Origin of the sequence: Nocardioides sp. CPCC 206348, assembly GCF_048654705.1 — a bacterium.
Lineage (GTDB): Bacteria > Actinomycetota > Actinomycetes > Propionibacteriales > Nocardioidaceae > Nocardioides.
Genome location: NZ_JBMCZA010000204.1, coordinates 16,479 through 19,854, shown reverse-complemented (window position 1 = coordinate 19,854; position 3,376 = coordinate 16,479). Strand labels below are relative to the sequence as shown.

Genomic DNA, 3,376 nt, shown 5'->3' with positions numbered 1-3,376 from the left:
GCCCGACGTTTCCGTTGCTCGCGGCCGTCCGGAGCAACGGAATCGTCGGGCTCGGCGACTCAGTGCTCCCGTTGCCAGCGGAGGAACCGGGCGCGCTGCCACGGAGTGAGGGCCCGGCGCCGTGCCACGGTGTGGGTCGACACCCAGCCGTCCGGTGGTGTCGCTGTCCATCTGCGTACGCCCGGGATCGCGCGGGCGCGCTGGCGAGCGTCGACGGTGCGCTGGATGAAGTCCGTCGTGTCCCCGAGGTCGGCCGCGACCATCTCGACGTACTCCAGCCCGGCCCTCCGGAACACTCCTTCACGCCGGATGTCCTTGGCGCGCTGCTGACCCGCAAGGTGCAGCGGGCCGTCGTACTCGCCCGCGACGCCCAGCTCGAGGTCGAGAAGGTCGGGTGTGCCGAGGAAGCGCCCTTCGAGATCGAACACGGGTCGGTTGCAGACGATCGTCCTGATGCCGATGTCGAGCCAGCACAGGCGCATGGCGGTCTCGGCCGGTGACCAGCAGTTCTCGTCGGCAAGGGCGATGGTCGTCCGCAATCGAGTCACCCAGCGGGCACCGGCCAGACGCTCGGTCCAGGCCTCCATCTCGGCGAGGGAGACCAGGTCCGCGGCGCAGGCGCGGTCGACGACGGCGACGGCGTCCACCAGTGATGGTGCGTGGAGCACTTCGAATGCCGTGGATGCGCATGGCGTCGTCAGGGTCAGGCCGTCGACCTCGACCAGCGCCCTGCGCAAGTACGCCGCCTCGGTGAGCCTGACGCCGCGGCGGGGGCGGAGTGAGGAGGGTGGAACCGCCAGGGGCACGGGTAGGTCGACCCGGCCACGCATCCCGTCGAGGTGGCGCGCGCCCGACCAGCGCAGCGCGGCCCAACCGGTGAGCGCCCCGCCCGGCGGCAGCAGGGCGGCCGCCGTGACGATCCGTTGATCGGTGGCGAGCGTCGGGTCGAGGTCCGCGGGCACGTACAGGCCGCGGGTTGCCCTGACCCACCCGCGGCCCCTGGCCTGGGCCTCGGTCGGACCGTCGCGCCCGCTCGGGTCGAGCGCGACCGGCCAGACCAGTCCGGGTCGGCCGGGGCCCACCGCCGGGGGCCTCATGTGACGAGTGCGGAGCGTCATGGCTCCCAGCCTGTGCGACATCGCGGGCCCCTGCGGAGCTCCTCCACAGGGCGCGTCGGCGTCGCGGGATCGAGCCTGACCTTTCCGTTGCTCGTGGCCCTCCGGAGCGACGGAAACGTCGGGCCCGGGCTTCGAGGGCTTGGTCTCTCGAGGCACAGAAAGTTGCCACCGACAACCATTCTGGATTATGGTTGACGAATGGCAACCAATCACACCGCTACCGCGGAACCGGGCCAGATGACCCACCGCGAGATCATGGAGGCCCTGACCGGGCTCCTGCTCGCCATGTTCGTGGCGATGCTCTCCAGCACCGTGGTGAGCAACGCCCTCCCCGCGATCGTCACCGACCTCCACGGCAGCCAGACCGGCTACACGTGGATCGTCGTCGCGACGCTGCTCACCATGACCGCGACCACCCCGATCTGGGGCAAGCTGGCGGACCTGTTCAGCAAGAAGCTCCTCGTCCAGGTCGCCCTGGTCATCTTCTCCATCGGCTCGGTGATCGCCGCCCTCGCGCCCAGCATGGGCGTGCTGATCGGCGCCCGCGCGATCCAGGGCCTCGGCATCGGCGGCCTGACCGCGCTCGTCCAGGTCGTCATCGCCTCGATGGTCTCCCCGCGTGAGCGGGGCCGCTACAGCGGCTACATCGGCGCCGTCTTCGCGACCGCCACCGTGAGCGGCCCGCTGCTCGGCGGCCTCGTCGTCGACAGCCCCCTCGGCTGGCGCGGCTGCTTCATGATCGGCCTTCCCGTGGCGGCGCTCGCATTCGTCGTACTGCAGAAGACGCTGCACCTGCCGGTGGTCAAGCGCGAGGTCAAGATCGACTACGCCGGCGCGACCCTGATCATGGGCGGCATCAGCCTGATCCTCGTCTGGGTCAGCCTGGCCGGCACCAACTTCGACTGGGTCTCGGGTACGTCGGCCGCACTCGTCGCGGGCAGCGTGGCCCTCGTCGCGGCGGCCCTGTGGGTCGAGTCCCGCGTGGCCACCGAACCGGTGATCCCGCTGCGCCTGTTCCGCGACCGCACCACCGCGCTCGCCACCGCGGCGTCGGTGATGATCGGCGTCGCCATGTTCGGTGCGACGGTCTACCTCAGCCAGTACTTCCAGCTCGCCCGCGGCATGAGCCCCACCGAGGCCGGCCTGATGTCGATCGCGATGGTCGGCGGCCTGCTGGTGTCGAGCATCGTCAGCGGCCGGGTCATCTCCGAGACCGGTCTGTGGAAGCGGTGGCTCGTCGGCGGCATGGTGCTGGTCGTGGTCGGGATGGCGCTGCTCGGCACGATCGACGCGCACACGGGCCTGTGGGTCGTCGCCGGCTACATGGCGGTCATCGGTGTCGGCCTCGGCGCCACCATGCAGAACCTGGTGCTCGCCGTGCAGAACAACACTGCGCCGGCCGACCTCGGCGCGGCCAGCTCGCTCGTCGCGATGTTCCGTTCGATCGGTGGCTCCGTCGGTGTCGCCGCGCTCGGCGCGGTGCTCGCCCACCAGGTCACGGGCGGTGTGAAGGACGGCCTCCTCGCCCTGGTCAAGTCCGGCAAGGTGACCCCCGAACAGCTCGCCACGATGGAACACTCCACCGGCGACATCCCCGACCTCGCCAGCCTGCCGCTGCCGATCCGCGCGCTCTACGAGAACTCGTTCGGCGACGCCGTCGGGCACCTCTTCTGGGTGTCGGTACCGTTCACGATCGTGGCGTTCCTCTGCATCCTGTTCATCAAGGAGGTGCCGTTGCGCACCACCACCGGGGCGGTCGAAGAGTCCGAGCTGGAGGTCGCGCGATGACCACCAGGCTGGGCAGCGAGCGCGTCGAGGCGCTGAGCGAGCTCGAGACCGAGGTCGGTGTGCTGATCCGCAGGATCCGCCGCGTCATCGGCGAACGGGCTCGCGCCGTGCACCCCGAGCTGCTGCCGGCGTCGTACCTGATGCTGTCCTACGTCCGCGAGCACGGACCGCTGCGGGCCTCTGCGATGTGTGCGGTGTTCGACATCGACAAGGGCGCCATCAGCCGGCAGGTGCAGCACCTGATCGACCTGGGGCTGGTCGACCGGCAGCCCGACCCGGAGGACGGCCGGGCGACGTTGCTGACCATCAGTGACGAGGGCGAGTCCCGCCTCGAGGGCGTCGCGTCCGAACGCCGCGAGCTCCTCGCCGAGCGCCTCGGCGACTGGTCGGCCGACGAGGTGAGGGCGTTCTCCGCGTCGCTTCGTCGCTACAACGACGCCCTCGGGATCCCGGCCGACCGCTGAGTCAGG

At 70.6% G+C, this 3,376-nt stretch carries 3 protein-coding genes; 2 read left to right on the top strand and 1 reads right to left on the bottom strand.

Translation table 11 applies throughout. From position 1 onward, the window contains the following. Window positions 1-59: 59 nt before the first annotated feature. Entirely contained in the window at window positions 60-1,118 is a 1,059-nt protein-coding gene (locus tag ACOADB_RS20190; RefSeq protein WP_378602627.1) for a hypothetical protein, read from the bottom strand. Window positions 1,119-1,316: 198 nt separating this feature from the next. Here ACOADB_RS20190 and ACOADB_RS20185 point away from each other — a divergent pair, with 198 nt between their 5' ends. Both ACOADB_RS20185 and ACOADB_RS20180 read left to right on the top strand, forming a co-directional pair. After that, window positions 1,317-2,906: an MDR family MFS transporter gene (locus tag ACOADB_RS20185; RefSeq protein WP_378602624.1), complete on the top strand. Its 1,590-nt coding sequence runs from the start codon at window positions 1,317-1,319 to the stop codon at window positions 2,904-2,906. Then, window positions 2,903-3,370, top strand: coding sequence for a MarR family winged helix-turn-helix transcriptional regulator (locus tag ACOADB_RS20180; RefSeq protein ID WP_378602621.1), 468 nt, complete (start codon window positions 2,903-2,905; stop codon window positions 3,368-3,370). The genes ACOADB_RS20185 and ACOADB_RS20180 overlap by 4 nt, the downstream gene beginning before the upstream one ends. Window positions 3,371-3,376: the final 6 nt, after the last annotated feature.

Coding starts and splice junctions, on each gene's coding strand:
- ACOADB_RS20190 (WP_378602627.1), bottom strand. CDS start 1,118: ATGACGCTCCGCACTCGTCACATGAGGCCCCCGGCGGTGGGCCCCGGC.
- ACOADB_RS20180 (WP_378602621.1), top strand. CDS start 2,903: ATGACCACCAGGCTGGGCAGCGAGCGCGTCGAGGCGCTGAGCGAGCTC.
- ACOADB_RS20185 (WP_378602624.1), top strand. CDS start 1,317: ATGGCAACCAATCACACCGCTACCGCGGAACCGGGCCAGATGACCCAC.